13 protein-coding genes are annotated in these 13,239 nt (G+C 68.7%); 7 read left to right on the top strand and 6 right to left on the bottom strand.

Going from position 1 to position 13,239, the window contains the following annotated elements; translation table 11 throughout:
* Nucleotides 1–123: 123 nt before the first annotated feature.
* Nucleotides 124–1,020, top strand: coding sequence for an AraC family transcriptional regulator (locus tag AB0E63_RS19295; RefSeq protein ID WP_360367538.1), 897 nt, complete (start codon nucleotides 124–126; stop codon nucleotides 1,018–1,020).
* On the opposite strand, the gene AB0E63_RS19290 is transcribed toward AB0E63_RS19295, so the two are convergent.
* On the bottom strand, nucleotides 1,001–1,690 hold the full coding sequence (locus AB0E63_RS19290; protein ID WP_360367535.1) for a TetR/AcrR family transcriptional regulator: 690 nt from the start codon (nucleotides 1,688–1,690) through the stop codon (nucleotides 1,001–1,003). The two genes, AB0E63_RS19295 and AB0E63_RS19290, sit on opposite strands and share 20 nt — an antisense overlap.
* Before the next feature lie 82 nt (nucleotides 1,691–1,772).
* Between AB0E63_RS19290 and AB0E63_RS19285 the strand changes: the two genes are divergently transcribed.
* Entirely contained in the window at nucleotides 1,773–2,963 is a 1,191-nt protein-coding gene (locus AB0E63_RS19285; protein WP_360367532.1) for an FAD-dependent monooxygenase, read from the top strand.
* Here AB0E63_RS19285 and AB0E63_RS19280 read toward each other — a convergent pair.
* Together AB0E63_RS19280 and AB0E63_RS19275 are read right to left on the bottom strand one after the other, a co-directional pair.
* On the bottom strand, nucleotides 2,931–3,389 hold the full coding sequence (locus tag AB0E63_RS19280) for a PGPGW domain-containing protein (RefSeq protein WP_360367529.1): 459 nt from the start codon (nucleotides 3,387–3,389) through the stop codon (nucleotides 2,931–2,933). The genes AB0E63_RS19285 and AB0E63_RS19280 overlap by 33 nt on opposite strands.
* A 9-nt stretch (nucleotides 3,390–3,398) precedes the next feature.
* Complete coding sequence (locus AB0E63_RS19275) at nucleotides 3,399–5,522, bottom strand: peptidoglycan DD-metalloendopeptidase family protein (protein ID WP_360367526.1); 2,124 nt, start codon at nucleotides 5,520–5,522, stop codon at nucleotides 3,399–3,401.
* 234 nt (nucleotides 5,523–5,756) lie between these two features.
* Between AB0E63_RS19275 and lpdA the strand changes: the two genes are divergently transcribed.
* The 3 genes from lpdA (at nucleotide 5,757) to AB0E63_RS19260 (ending at nucleotide 8,231) form a co-directional block, all read left to right on the top strand.
* Nucleotides 5,757–7,154 (top strand): dihydrolipoyl dehydrogenase, encoded by a 1,398-nt coding sequence (gene lpdA, locus AB0E63_RS19270; protein WP_360367523.1) that lies wholly within the window; start codon nucleotides 5,757–5,759, stop codon nucleotides 7,152–7,154.
* 212 nt (nucleotides 7,155–7,366) lie between these two features.
* Nucleotides 7,367–7,741, top strand: a complete 375-nt coding sequence (locus tag AB0E63_RS19265) for a YciI family protein (protein WP_360367521.1) — start codon at nucleotides 7,367–7,369, stop codon at nucleotides 7,739–7,741.
* Nucleotides 7,742–7,931: 190 nt separating this feature from the next.
* A complete protein-coding gene (locus AB0E63_RS19260) occupies nucleotides 7,932–8,231 on the top strand; it encodes a hypothetical protein (RefSeq protein ID WP_360367518.1) in 300 nt (99 codons plus the stop codon).
* Here the strand turns inward: AB0E63_RS19260 and tsaA are convergent.
* Genes tsaA through AB0E63_RS19245 form a run of 3 tightly spaced genes read right to left on the bottom strand, consistent with a single transcriptional unit; the run spans nucleotide 8,197 to nucleotide 10,871 of the window.
* Nucleotides 8,197–8,607 carry a tRNA (N6-threonylcarbamoyladenosine(37)-N6)-methyltransferase TrmO gene (tsaA, locus tag AB0E63_RS19255; RefSeq protein WP_360367515.1) on the bottom strand — a complete coding sequence of 137 codons (411 nt, stop codon included), beginning with the start codon at nucleotides 8,605–8,607 and terminating at the stop codon, nucleotides 8,197–8,199. The two genes, AB0E63_RS19260 and tsaA, sit on opposite strands and share 35 nt — an antisense overlap.
* On the bottom strand, nucleotides 8,604–9,362 hold the full coding sequence (locus AB0E63_RS19250) for a metallophosphoesterase (RefSeq protein WP_360367512.1): 759 nt from the start codon (nucleotides 9,360–9,362) through the stop codon (nucleotides 8,604–8,606). Before AB0E63_RS19250 ends, tsaA begins: the two co-directional genes overlap by 4 nt.
* Nucleotides 9,363–9,371: 9 nt before the next feature.
* A complete protein-coding gene (locus tag AB0E63_RS19245; RefSeq protein ID WP_360367509.1) occupies nucleotides 9,372–10,871 on the bottom strand; it encodes a substrate-binding domain-containing protein in 1,500 nt (499 codons plus the stop codon).
* Between the two features lie 121 nt (nucleotides 10,872–10,992).
* On the opposite strand from AB0E63_RS19245, the gene AB0E63_RS19240 reads away from it, so the two are divergent.
* Both AB0E63_RS19240 and AB0E63_RS19235 read left to right on the top strand, forming a co-directional pair.
* Complete coding sequence (locus tag AB0E63_RS19240; protein WP_360367506.1) at nucleotides 10,993–12,351, top strand: NAD(P)/FAD-dependent oxidoreductase; 1,359 nt, start codon at nucleotides 10,993–10,995, stop codon at nucleotides 12,349–12,351.
* A 45-nt stretch (nucleotides 12,352–12,396) separates the two neighbouring features.
* Nucleotides 12,397–13,239 (top strand): energy-coupling factor ABC transporter permease (locus AB0E63_RS19235; protein ID WP_360367503.1); only part of this gene is annotated, 843 nt, incomplete at its 3' end.

Genomic DNA, 13,239 nt, shown 5'->3' with positions numbered 1-13,239 from the left:
GATGGCTGCGCCGTTCCAGGGACGTTTCGCCTGTTCCCCAACCCTGCGGCCGGTACTCGTCGAGGACTAGCCCGCAGTGCACTCGTGGTAGCACAAAATGCACCTTGGCCCGTATCGTGAGGCATGGCCGACGAGCCGGTGAGGACCCGCGGGACGGTGCTGCACTTCGTCGAAGGGACGCTGGTGCACGCCGGTCCGCACGTGCACGAGGACTCCCATCCACTGCACACCCACAGCTTCTTCGAGATCGCGCTGGTGACCGGCGGCGAAGGGGTGCACCACAGCCTGGCCGGCCGGCAGCGGCTCCAGGTCGGCGACGCGATCCTGCTGCGTCCGGGGGTCTGGCACGAGTACGAGGAATGCCGTTCGCTCGAGGTCTACAACTGCTGCTTCTCGGCCGATCTGGTCCGCCGCGAATTCGCCTGGGCGCGCGAGGATCCCTTGCTGGGTTACCTGCTGTGGACCGGACCTTTCTCTGGGCAGCGCCGGGGAATGCTGACCACCCATCTCGATCCTGCCGAGCTCAAGGAGGGCATCGGCCATCTCGAGGGATTGCGGCAGTTACGCAACGAGCCGGTGAGCCGGCATCGGGCCGAGGTGATCGGCTGGCTGTCGCTGTACCTGAGTTGTGTCGCGCGGACGGTGGCCGGACGCGACGATCGTGGTGAGCAGACGCATCCCGCCGTACTGGATGCGATGCGGATGATGGAAGCCGACCCGGCGCGACAGTGGACGCTGACCGAGTTGGCGCACGCTCTGCACCTTGCTCCGGGGTACGTGGTGCGCCTGTTCAAGTCGGTGACCGGGATGCCGCCGATGGCCTACCTGTCGCGGCACCGGGTCGAACTCGCGGCCGATCGGCTGCTGCACACGGACCTGCCGATCAACCGGATCGGCGAGTCGGTCGGCTGGCCGGACCAGAACTATTTCGCCCGCCGCTTCAAGTCCCACTACGGGCTCAGCGCATCGGCCTATCGGCAACGTTTCAATTCGAAGAAGCTCAGTCCTTCCGTGCGGTGATCAGCAACTCGAGACCGTCCAGGATGCGGTCGAGACCGAACTCGAGGCCCTGATTCTCGCTGCCGGCCGCGGTGCGCATGGCCGCGGTGAGGCTCGGGAAGCGATCGCCCTCGGTGCTGAGGATCTCGGCCAGCGACTGGGTGATCTCCTCCTCGGTGAGGCCGACGCTGTGACCGGGGAAGGTCGTGGACTGCTGGGCGATGTTCCGGACGTGGCTGGTGATGACGAGGATCGAGTCGAGTTGCTCGCCGCCGCGCAGGCCCGAGTCGACCAGGGCTGCGATGCCACGCTCCATCCAGGCCAGCTCGTTCGGCCCGAGCAAACGGCGCCCGATGGTCGACTGCAGGAGCCAGGGGTGGCCGGTGAATCCCGCGTAGAGATCCATCGCCCACGTGTGCAGCGCCTCGCGCCACGGTAGGGCGGGGCGCTCCGGCGGCGGGCCCATTGCCAGGTCGCTCATCACCGCGATCAGCTCGGTCTTGCCCGGCACGTACCGGTAGAGCGCCATCTTGGTGACCGGCAGCTCGCCGGCGATCCGCTGCATGGAGACCGCGTCGAGCCCCTCCGCGTCGGCGATCCGGATCGCGGCCTCCGCGATCCCGGCCAGGGTGATCGCCGGTTTCGGGCCGCGGCTCGGCACCGGCTGGGTGCCCCAGAGCAGTTCGGTCATCGGTGTCCTTCCGCTTTCGCTTGAACTGTGTCTACCATACACATTACTGTGTCCAGCGGACACAATTACTCAGGAGGAAGCGATGAAGGTTCTGGTATCGGGTGCGAGTGTCGCGGGCCCGTCGGTGGCGCTCTGGCTGGGACGGGCCGGGCACGACGTGACCGTGGTCGAGATCGCGCCGGCGCTCCGGCAGGGTGGGTACGCCGTGGACTTCCGTGGCGAGGTGAACAAGGAAGTCCTGCGGAAGATGGGCGTGCTCGACGACCTGCGGGCGCTCCAGACCGGCGGTACGGCGATGCGGTTCGTCGACGAGTCCGGGCAGCAGTTGATGCGACTGCCGATCGAGTTCGCGGGCGGCGAGCTCGAGGTGCTGCGGGCAGACCTGTCCCGGGTGCTGTACGAGCACAGTCGCGACACTGCGGCGTACCGGTTCGGCGACTCGATCGCGAGCCTGCGTGAGCATGCGGGCGGCGTGGACGTGCGGTTCGAGAGCGGCCTGGAGGAGACCTACGATCTGGTCATCGGCGCGGACGGGATGCACTCAGTGGTACGCCGGCTCGCCTGGCCGGCGGAGCGGGTGACCGAGCGTCATCTCGGGTACTACGTCGCCGGGTGGGAGGTGCCGAACACGCTCGGCATCACGGGCGACTCGCTGAATTACAACGTGCCAGGGAAGCTGGCCAGTGTGGGGGAGGACCGACGCAATCCAGAGCTGGCGCAGACGCTGTTCGTGTTCAAGTCACCGCAGCTGAGCTACGACCGGCGCGACCTGGACGAGCAGAAGGCCATCGTGCGCGAGCACTTCGCGGAGGTCGGCTGGCATGTCCCCACGCTGCTCGATGGGTTGCCGACGGCAACGGAGTTGTACTTCGACTCGATCAGCCGGGTGCACGTGGATCGCTGGTCGCAGGGCCGGCTGGTGCTGCTCGGCGACGCTGGGTACGGCGCCACCTTCGGAGCACTCGGCACGGGGACGGCGGTGGTCGGGGCCTACGTCCTGGCGGGGGAGCTGGCGCGGGCGGGCAACGACCATCGAATCGCGTTCGAGCAGTACGAGGCACGCTTGCGCAAGGCGGTCTCGGCCACGCAGGACGGCAGCCGGTCGGGTCAGTTCCTCGCACCGTCCACGCGCTTCGGGATCACCGCGCGGAACCGGATGCTCGACACCCGGTTCTTCCTCAACCAGATGCTGAAGATGGCCCAGAAGATGAGCAACCTTATCGAGCTGCCGGACTACGACTCAGCCGAGCAGCGGGAGCTTGCGCAGGAATGACTCCCAGGGGTCCGGGAACCAGCCCGGCACCCCGAGGACGGCGAGGTAAAGCCAGATGGCGACGATCACACAGAGGAACAGTGCGACTGTGCCGAGTGCCTTCAGCCAGGCGGGCTGTTTGCCGGTCCAGGTAGTGAGGGCCTTGACCCAGTCCTTCACTTTGTAGAGCAGGCGCTGGGCCCACTCGAACTCGCTGGACAGCACGGCGAGGCCCGCGATGAACAACGGGATGCCGCCCGGCCCCGGCAGCCAGCCGGTCAACGGTGCGGCGATGATCAGCAGGCCACCGACCACCCCGACCCCGATCCGGTAGAACAGGAGCTTCTTCGGGTTCTCCCGGATCCGCCGCCGCCACTCCCACCGGTCGTCTTTCGCGTCCAGGGTGATGTTGTGATCAGTGCGGTCGGGAGTCTCTTGCTCGGCCACGAACCAAGACTACGCGGTGGCAGGGTTGCCGAACTCCCAATGCCACGGTTCCTCGCGGTTGCCGCCCTGATCCGCCCACGCCGGATGGACCCAGCCGAAGGTCTCGGCGTGGGACTTCATCCACTGGTACTGCGCCGTACCGTACTTGTCGATGCCACCGCACAAGTCGACCGCGACACCCCAACCGTGGTTCGACGTCCCCGGAAGGGCGGCCAGGGACGGCTTGCGCGCGTACAGGTCGACCTGCGAGGAGTACGAGCGGTACGAGTCGGTGATGCAGAGCGTCCTGCCGAACTGGGCGCGGTAAGCGGTCGCCAGTTTCAGGTACGCCGCCGCGGCGTCACACCGGAGCCGGTGGACCGACCCGATCGCGCACAGCTTGCTCGCCGGGATCATGCCGTTGCTGAAACCGCCCCACCCGACGCTCGCGGACCCGGTGGCCAGGAACGGCATCGGGTTGACCGGGTCACCGCCGAGGTGCACCTCGAAGTGCAGGTGCGGTCCGGTCGAGTTGCCTTCGGTGCCGACGGCACCGATCCGCTGGCCGGCGGTCACCTGCTGGCCGTCGGCGACATCGATCTGGCTGAGATGTGCGTAGAGCGTCTCCAGGCCGTTGCCGTGGTCGATGCGGACCAGGTTCCCGGCCCAGGCCGGGTGCTCGACCCGGACGACACCCGAGGTCACCGCGCGCACCGGCGTACCGACGGCGGCCGGGAAGTCCTGGCCGGTGTGGAAGCCTGTCTCCCACATCGACCCGGCCTGGCCGAACGCCGTACCGATCTCGAAGGTCCCGTCGGCCAGCGGCCAGGTCCAGGCGCCGGAGCCGACGTTGACCGACGTTGCCGTGTTGCCGCAGCGGAACGCGACGGCGTTGGAGGTTGCGGTGGGGGCGACCTGCGGCTTGGCCGGTGCGCCGAGCGTCGGGCGCAGAGCGGCGTACAGGTTGTCCGGGACGGTGGTGACGACGACCGAGCCCTTCGCCTCGTCCGCGGCGATCATCTCGCCGTTGTCGAGGGCGACACCGATGTGGACGAGTCCGAGCGATTTGCTGCCCATCACGAGCAGGTCGCCCGGCTGGATCTGGGTCGTCGGCACAGCCTGGTAGTCGGGGTAGACCTTGCCGACCAGGTTGGGGAGCGTCGTGTAGGGCTGCCAGGCGACCCGCGCCGCACCGAGGCAGCCGTACTTGTCCGGGCCGGTCGCGGCCACGCCGTACGGCTTGCCGAGGAGGCTGAAGGCCTGGTTGACCGCGCGGATCGTCTCGGCGGACAACACTCGGACGGTCCGGCCGCCGTCGACCACGGTCGCGACGCCGGCGACCGAGGCGCCGCGGCGAGTCAGCGGCTGCAGGCCGGCCGGAAGCTTGGCAGGGTTCTTCAGTACGGCGGCTGCCGGGGGTTTGACCTTCGCGGCCGCGAGCTCGGTCAGGTAGGTCTGCCAGCGGCTGAGGGCCTGCTGGTTGCGGGCGAGCTGCAACTGCTTGGACAGCTCGGACGCGCCGTCGAGGTCCGCGGCCTGTCCTTCCATCGCGGCCGCGGCGAAGGCGGCCTTCTGCTGCACCTGCAGGCTGAGCTCCTTGGCCTTGCCCGCGGCCTCGTTCGCGGCCGCCCGCTTGCTTGCGGCGTCCGCGGTCAGCCGGTTGGACTCGGCTTCGGCCACCATCGCGGTCCGGTACTGCGCGACCTGAGTGCTGCCGAGTTGGGTGATGGCGGTCTGCCGGTCGGCGATCTCCTGCAGGTTCTCCGCGATCGGTGCCAGCGACCACAGCATCGACTCGGTGCCGAGCACGGTCGGGATGCCCATTTGATAGGCCTGTGCGGTCAGCAGTCCGAGGTGGCGACGCTCGGTGTCCGCCCTGCTCTTGGAGACGGTCGCGCTGGCTTCCGCGTTCTTCGCGGCGGCTTCGGCGGTCTGCGCGGCCTTGAGCGCGTTCGTGTAGGCGATGGTCGCCTTGGCGAAGTCGGCCTGGACGGCAGCGGCCTCGGCCTGGAGCTGCTCGAGGGAGCGGTTCACGTCCGTGACGGACGCGGGTGGGGGAGGTGTCGGGTCATCGGCGTACGCCGGCAGCGCTACCGCCGCCAGCAGTGTGCCGAGTGCCGCCAATCGCAGCCCCCGACGGCTCCCCAGCACCATCAGGCCCCCATTCGTCTCGCCTCACGCGCGCGGAGGGAGACGGCCCCCGCGCGTGCCCAGCGTAGGCGGCGAACGGTCCTGACGGAACCCGGATGAACGGACTGTAACCGCACAGGGCGTGCAGCGGCGGTGAACACTGCCCGATCGGGACGTTCCAGTGACCCCGGTCACGCCTGCGGGCGAGCGTCGTACCAGTGGTCCGATCGGCTGGTGCGACCCACTAAAGTTCACACCATGGCCTCGCACTTTGACGTTGTTGTCCTCGGCGCGGGTCCGGGTGGGTACGTCGCGGCGATCCGCGCTGCCCAGCTCGGCCTCAAGACCGCCATCATCGAGAAGAAGTACTGGGGCGGTGTCTGCCTGAACGTGGGCTGTATCCCGTCCAAGGCGCTGCTGCGCAACGCCGAGCTGGCGCACATCTTCCGGGCGGAGGCGAAGACCTTCGGTATCAGCGGCGAGGTCAGCTTCGACTTTCCGACCGCGGTGCAGCGCAGCCGCAAGGTCGCGGACGGCCGGGTCAAGGGCGTCCACTTCCTGATGAAGAAGAACAACATCACCGAGTTCGACGGCTGGGGCTCGTTCACCGACGCCAACACGCTCGACGTGACGCTGAACGACGGCTCCTCGGAGACTGTCACCTTCGGCAGCTGCATCCTGGCCACCGGCGCGACCACCAAGCTGCTGCCGGGCACGCAGCTGAGCGAGCGCGTGGTGACCTATGAGGAGCAGATCCTTACCGAGGAGCTGCCAGGTTCGATGGTCATCGCCGGCGCAGGTGCGATCGGTGTCGAGTTCGCCTACGTGCTGGCGAACTACGGCGTGAAGGTGACCATCGTCGAGTTCCTGGACCGGGTCGTCCCGCTCGAGGACCCGGAGGTGTCGAAGGAGCTGGCCCGGGCGTACAAGAAGCTCGGCATCGACCTGCTGACCTCGACGCGGGTCGACTCGATCGACGACTCCGGCTCGCAGGTCAAGGTGACGGTGACCGGCAAGGACGGCGTACAGCAGACGATCGCGGCCGACAAGGTGCTGCAGGCGATCGGCTTCCAGCCGCGCGTCGACGGCTACGGCCTGGACAAGATCGGCGTCCAGCTGACCGAGCGCGGTGCGATCGGCATCGACGGCTACTGCCGGACCAACGTGCCGAACATCTTCGCCATCGGTGACGTGACCGCGAAGCTGATGCTCGCGCACGCGGCCGAGGCGATGGGAGTGGTCGCGGCCGAGACGATCGCCGGGCACGAGACGATGGAGCTCGACTACGCGATGATCCCGCGGGCGACGTTCTGCCAGCCGCAGATCGCCAGCTTCGGGTACACCGAGGAGGAGGCCCGCAAGCTCGGGCACGACGTCAAGGTCGCCAAGTTCCCGTTCACCGCGAACGGCAAGGCGCACGGTCTCGGCGACCCGACCGGCTTCGTCAAGGTGATCAGCGACAGCAAGTACGGCGAACTGCTCGGCGCGCACCTGATCGGCCCCGAGGTCACCGAGCTCCTCCCCGAGCTCACCCTGGCCCAGAAGTGGGACCTCACCACCAAGGAACTGGCCCGCAACGTCCACGCCCACCCGACCCTGAGCGAAGCCCTCCAAGAGGCCTTCCACGGCCTCGAAGGCCACATGATCAACTTCTGATCAAGGCGTATCCGGACCACGCTCGACGGTCCCCGGAACGGCGGCAGACAAGGGACCTCGCCACTCAGCGGTTCCCATCGTCTGCCGCCGTTTTCGATGGCGGCGGAGATCTTGTGAGAATTTCTTCTGGCATGGCGTCGGATCCGGGGCGAGTCGTTCGTAGAACAGGCGAGAGGCGGTCGGAGAGGCCGCCGGGACAAGGGAGTCATGGGATGCCGGAGTACTTGATCTCGTTCAATGACGGTGCGATGGACCACATCCCCGCCGAGGATTGGCCCGACGTGGGCAAGGCCTCGCACGAGGTGGTCGAGGAGGCCGTGAACGCCGGCGTGTGGGTGTACGGCGGCGGGCTCGAGAGGCAGCGGGCGAGCGTCGTGGCTACGGACGGGATGGTCACCGACGGGCCGTACCCGGAGACCAAGGAGGTCATTGGCGGGTTCTCGGTCGTCGACGTGGCCACCCGCGAGGAGGCGCTGGCGTGGGCTGCCAAGATCGCGGCCGCTTGCCGCTGCGCGCAAGAGGTGCGGGAGCTCATGCCCGACCCCGAAACAGACGCGATGCTCCGCGAGGCCGCCAGGCGGAGGTGACATCCCGACGTCGTCAGCTGTGGTGGGTGATGCCGGCCCCGGCCGCGACCCGAGATCCTGGACCTGTCCCACGGTGACCCGCTGATCCTGGGACCCAGGTCCCTGTGATAGGGGACTTTCGGCCGGGGTGGTGGAGGGGTGCCGGCTGGTGAACTTCAGTGGGCGGGATTTCTCACTGAGGGCGGGACGAATGACATCGTGCGACCAGTACGAGCCGGACAGCACCCACGAGCTGCACGCGGATGTGGAGACCTACCACCAGGGCGGCACGTGGTACACGCGGCGTTGTGACACTACGGAGCCGTTCGCCTCCGGGGCGAGCCGGCTGCGGCTGATCGCGATCGGAGTCGAGGTCGCCCGATGGAACGGGCTGCGGCACGTGATCAGGGACGCCGACGGCACGATCGCGGAGGTCAACACCTACCTCACCGGCCCCTACCCGAGCCGGTCTCCGATCAGCGGTCGGCGACGTCCCCGAGCACAGGCTTGACGTCGACGATCGGGGTGTTGTCGAGAGCTTCGAGGTTGTTCACGAGCAGGCGCAGACCGTCGACGGCGAGGACGGTGACCCGGTGCAGGCCGAGCGGGTTGGGGCGGTCGGGGGATCGGGTGCTGAAGACGCCGGTCGGTGGCCGGGTGCGGTCGCCGCGCGGGTACACCGTGAGGACGTCGCGATCGGCCCGATCGAACCAGCTGACCAGGATGATCTCGTCGCCGGCCGCGAGGTCGGCGAGAGCGGCGCGGACAGACTCGTCGAAGACGACCCACGCGTCCGGGGCGCCTTCGTCGCCTTGACGTGGCGCGTCGGCTCGGCTGGCCAACGGGGACTCGACTCGACCGAGGACCCGCAAGGCGAGATCGGTCATCGGACCGGGTAGCGATAGACGGTTTGGAGGGGCTCTCCGGCTACGTGGACGTGGAGGGCGAAGCCGGGGTGGGCGGTGGGGTCGACCAGGGTGCCGGCCGTGGTGGCGGGCTCGAAGGGGAGCGGCACTGAGGACCGGATGCCAGGGGCGACGCGCAGCGGGATCCCCGCGAACGTCGCCGAGATGGCGTTGTGGACGTGACCGGCGAACAGCGCGGTCACCGGCTTGCCCTCGAGGACCGCCGCGAACGGCTCGCGAGTACGGAGCATCCACTGATCCATCGTGGGGTGATGGAGGTCGAACGGCGGCTGGTGGAACGCAACGAACAGCGGTCCGTCGACGGGCTCCCGCAGTACGCCGTCCAGCCACGCCAGCGACTCCTCGGGGAGCAGGCCGTGGTTCTCACCGGGAACGGTCGTGTCGAGCAGGACGAACCGTGCCTCGCCGACGTCCCGAACCTGGTGCACCGGATGGCCTTCGCCGGCCGCGTCGACGAACGACGCCAGCCCGGATCGCAGGGGCGCACTCACATCGTGGTTGCCGGGCAGCACGAGCACCGGCATGTCCAGCTTGAGCTCCGCCGCCAGTTCGGCGTACTCCTCTTCCAGCGCGTGATCGGCCAGGTCGCCGGTGACCAGTACGACGTCGACCGGACGCCGGAATTCGCGGAGGTACGACGTGATCCGCCGGAGCCGGCCGCGCGCCTCCTCCGAGCCGTCGAGATGCGGGTCACTCAGGTGCGCGATGACGTACATGCGTGCACCTTAACCACAGAACCCGGTCGGGAGATCGCCACACGGGACCAAGCCGCTGCGCTCGAGCACCGGGCGGGCCGGCGACGACCGCAGGTAGTCCAGGAACGCCGCGGTCAGCGACCCGGCCTCCGGCACCTGGTAGGTGTACGCGTGCTCGACCTCCCAGAACTTGTAGGACCCCGACGCCACCTTCGACGGATCGGGTACGACGTTGTCGACCGTCGCGACCGCGATCTCCGGGAACTTGCGGGCACCACCGAGCTCGGCGTACCCGATCGCGCCGTCGATCTCGTTGACCCGGGTGAGCAACTCCTCCGTCGCACCGACCTCGCAGCGGTGGTACTTGGCGATCGCATCGTCGTCGCGCCGGCAGTCGTCGGAGGAGATCCCGAGCTCCTGATCACCGCCGAGCACCTTCTCCCGGAACACCCGCCGCGATCCCGAGTCCGGTCCGACCCGGCTCACCATCCGGATCGGCAGATCCCGGCCGCCGACCTGCTTCCAGTTGGTGACCTTCCCGCTGTAGATCTCGCGCAACTGCGCCGTACTCAGCGCCGTGACGTCGGCCGCCCGGTTCAGCATCACAGCGAACACGACGACAGCGACGGGCTCGCTGCGCAGGTTGGGTGCGTCCTCGGCCGGCCCGTCCGACATCGCGATGACCTTGTCCGCGGCCTTCGCGTCCATCTCGTTCAGGCTGCGAACCCCGCTGCGGCTGCCGTTCGCGTCAATGGTGATATCGGCGTGCGTGCACTCGGCCGCGTACGCCGTCCGCAGCTCCCGCATCGTCGGCTCCACCGCCGTCGAGCCGATCACCCGCAGCTGACCCGACACGCAGTCGTCCGGCGGCTGAAAGACGTCGACCAGGAAGAACGCGACCAGCGCACCGACCAGCACCAGCGACAGCGCACCGAACATCAACGTACGCCGACCTGGGCCGCGCGGCCGCGGTTCGTGATAGACCCCGCCACCGGTCGACCCGCCGGCCAGATAGCCCGAGTGACCGACGCCCTTGCCGGTCCCGGACAACACGAGCAGGAACTTGAAGTGGTCGCCGCGGTTGATCGCGATCCGGGGCAGCACCAGCTTGCTGGTGTCGACGAAGTTCGCCGGGACCATCCGGCGCTGCAGCATCTCGCCGAGCGACTTCGGGTGCGCCTCGGTCACCTTCAGCCCGACGATCTTGCGGTCCGGGAAGGCGAACGACACCTTCTCGTGCATGTCGTGCGGGTCGATGTCCATCCCGCCGGCGTTGTCCAGCCGGAGCAGCACGATGCTCGGGTCCTCGACCACGGCGCCCTGGTGCCGCACCTCGACGTCGACCATCCGCTGGGTCTTGTCCTGGCTCGGATACACCCCCATCTGGGCGTCCACCTGGACCCGGTAGACGAGCCGCTTGCGGCGCAGCACGTACCGGTCGAGCAGCCAGGCGACGGCCGTACCTATCAGGGCGATGGCGGCGATGACGGTTTCGAGATTGATGCTGCCGAAACCCGAGAAATCGAACAACTGCGATCCCCACTTCTCTGAGCCCCGACCGTAGCCCGGCGCAGTGAACGGATGCTTACCGCGCGATGACACGCAGGCTCAGCGCTTGGCCGGTTCCGGCCGGTCTGCGAGATTGGGCGGCATGGCTGACAACGTGGATGTGGTCGTGATCGGGGTGGGCGTCGGTGGCGAGGAGACGAGCGGCCGGCTGGCGCAGGCGGGGCTGCGGGTGGTCGGTATCGAGTCCCGGCTGGTCGGCGGCGAATGTCCGTACTACGGGTGCATCCCGAGCAAGATGATGATCCGGGCCGGGAACCTGCTCGCCGAGACCCGTCGCGTCCACGGCATGGCCGGTACGGCGACGGTCGAACCGGACTGGGCTCCGGTGGCCAGGCGCATCCGGGAGGAGGCCACCGACACCTGGAACGACAAGGTCGCGGTGGACCGGCTGGTGAACAAGGGCGCCACGATCATCAAGGACCGCGCCACGATCACCGGGCCGACCACGGTCCGGGCCGGTGACCGCGAGTACGAAGCATCCCGCGGTCTGGTGATCGCGACCGGCACGATCCCGACGATCCCGCCGATCGAGGGCCTCGCGGGTACGCCGTACTGGACGAACCGGGAGGCGATCGAGGCGGACACGCTCCCGGCCTCGATCGTGGTCCTCGGCGGCGGGGCGATCGGGATGGAACTGGCCCAGGTGTTCGCCCGGTTCGGCACGCAGGTGACCGTGGTCGAGGGCGCCGCCGAGGTGTTGTCGATGGAGGAGCCGGAGTCCGGCGTACTGGCCCGTGAGGCGCTGGAGCGCGACGGCGTCACTTTCTTCACCGGGGCGCGGGCTCAGCGGGTCGGGTACTCCGGTGACACGTTCACCGTCACGCTCGCCGACGGGTCCTCGGTCAGCGGCGAAAAGTTGCTGGTGGCAACGGGACGCCGGATCGCGACCGACGAGCTCGGCCTCGAAAAGCTCGGGCTCGACCCGAAGGCCCGCCGGATCGAGGTGGACGAGCATGTCCGGGCGGGGGACAAGGTGTGGGCGATCGGCGACGTCACCGGCGTCGGGGTGTTCACCCACAACGCGATGTACCAGGCCGACATCGCGGTCCGCGACATCCTCCAGGAGCCGGACGCGCCGACCGCGAGCTACCACGCCATGCCGCGGGTGACCTTCACCGATCCCGAGATCGGCGCGGTCGGGATGACCGAGAAGCAGGCCCGGGAGGCGGGGCTGGACGTCCGCACCGCGTTGACCCAGATCCCGGCCTCGACCCGCGGCTGGATCCACAAGGCCGGCAACGAGGGCTTCATCAAGCTGATCGCCGACACCGAGCGCGGCATCCTGGTCGGCGCGACCAGCGCCGGCCCGACCGGTGGCGAGGTGCTCAGCGCGCTGTCGGTCGCGGTACATGCGCGCGTTCCTGTGCACTCTCTGCAACAGATGATCTACGCCTACCCGACGTTCCACCGAGCGATCGGGGCGGCCCTGCAACAGTTATGAGATCCCTTGTTGCGAATCGGTCGCAACTAGATCAAGAATGAGGCCGTGCATGTTCCTGATGGCTTCTTCGATGCGCCGACGTCCGTCGCCACCGGCCTGATCGCGGCCGGTGCGGTCGGGTTCAGCCTGCAGCGGGCGAACCGGGAGATCCGCGAGACCGGTCCGGCGCTGGCCGGGCTGACCGCGGCCTTCGTGTTCGCGGTGCAGATGGTGAACTTCCCGGTCGGCGCGGGGACCAGTGGGCACCTGCTCGGTGGTGCGCTGGCGGCCGCGCTGGTCGGCCCGTGGACCGCCGTGCTCGTGATGTCGACGGTGCTCCTGGTCCAAGGGCTGCTGTTCGCGGACGGCGGGCTGACCGCGCTCGGCACGAACATCACGTTGATGGGCCTGATCACGGTGCTCGTCGGGTACTTCCTGACCCGCGCGGTGCTGCGGGTGCTGCCCCGCCGGGTGGGCAGCGTCGTACCGGCGGCGACCGTCGGCGCACTCGTGTCGGTGCCGATCGCCGCGCTGGCGTTCACCGGGCTGTACGCAATCGGCGGCGCGGTCGACATCCCGCTCGGCAAGCTGGCGACCGCGATGGTCGGCTGGCACATCCTGGTCGGGATCGGCGAGGCCGTCATCACCGCCGCCGTGCTCAGCGCGGTCGTGGCCACCCGGCCCGACCTCGTGTACGCCGCCCGGCACCTGCAGCGGGATCTGATCCTCGTCGATGCCGACGGCAACACCTCCACGGTTTCGCCGGACAAGCCGATCGCGGCCAAGCCCGCCGGGCGCTCACTCGGCGTCGGCGTCGCGGTCACCCTCGTGGTGGCCGGTGGAGTGAGCCTGTTCGCGAGCGCGCATCCGGACGGTCTGGAGTTCGTCGGCGCCAAGCTCGGCTTCGAG

The sequence above is a fragment of the Kribbella sp. NPDC026596 genome (assembly GCF_040638415.1).
Classification (GTDB): Bacteria; Actinomycetota; Actinomycetes; order Propionibacteriales; family Kribbellaceae; genus Kribbella.
Note: the sequence above shows the minus strand (reverse complement) of the source record. Positions and strands in the feature narration are given on the sequence as shown.